Below are 454 nucleotides of genomic sequence, written 5' to 3'. Positions count from 1 at the left end.
ATTTTAGGTTTCCGCAGTAAGGACGAAATGTTCTGGGCCGATCTATTTAAGCCCTACCCCGTGGATGTCCATATTACGACTGACGATGGCAGTGCAGGAACTAAAGGATATCCCACGACGATCATGGGTGACCTTATTGAGAAAAATGACTTTACGGGCATTTACACTTGCGGCCCCACACCCATGATGGTGGGCGTTGCCGAAGTAGCCCGACAATATGGCGTTCCTTGCGAAGTATCCTTAGAGGAACATATGGGCTGTGGTACTGGTGGATGTTTAGGCTGCGGCTGTGACGGCGCAGGAGGTAAGCGCTACAAAATTTGTACCGATGGTCCTGTATTCCCTGCTGAGGAGGTGTTCTTCTAATGTTAGAAACGACATTGTGCGGTATAAAAATGAAAAACCCCTTTGTAGCAGCGTCAGGAACATTTGGTTTTGGTCCTGAGTACAAAGG

Annotated in this window: 1 pseudogene; it reads left to right on the top strand. The window is 48.2% G+C overall.

Going from position 1 to position 454, the window contains the following annotated elements:
• A pseudogene (locus KBY19_RS35980) lies at positions 1-366 on the top strand (dihydroorotate dehydrogenase electron transfer subunit); the annotation flags it as partial.
• Positions 367-454: the final 88 nt, after the last annotated feature.

This window comes from Streptomyces sp. B15, assembly GCF_018070605.1.
In the GTDB taxonomy this organism is placed as follows: domain Bacteria; phylum Actinomycetota; class Actinomycetes; order Streptomycetales; family Streptomycetaceae; genus Streptomyces; species Streptomyces smyrnaeus.
The sequence above is the reverse complement of the archived record's forward strand: the minus strand, read 5'-3'. Positions and strand labels throughout refer to the sequence as shown.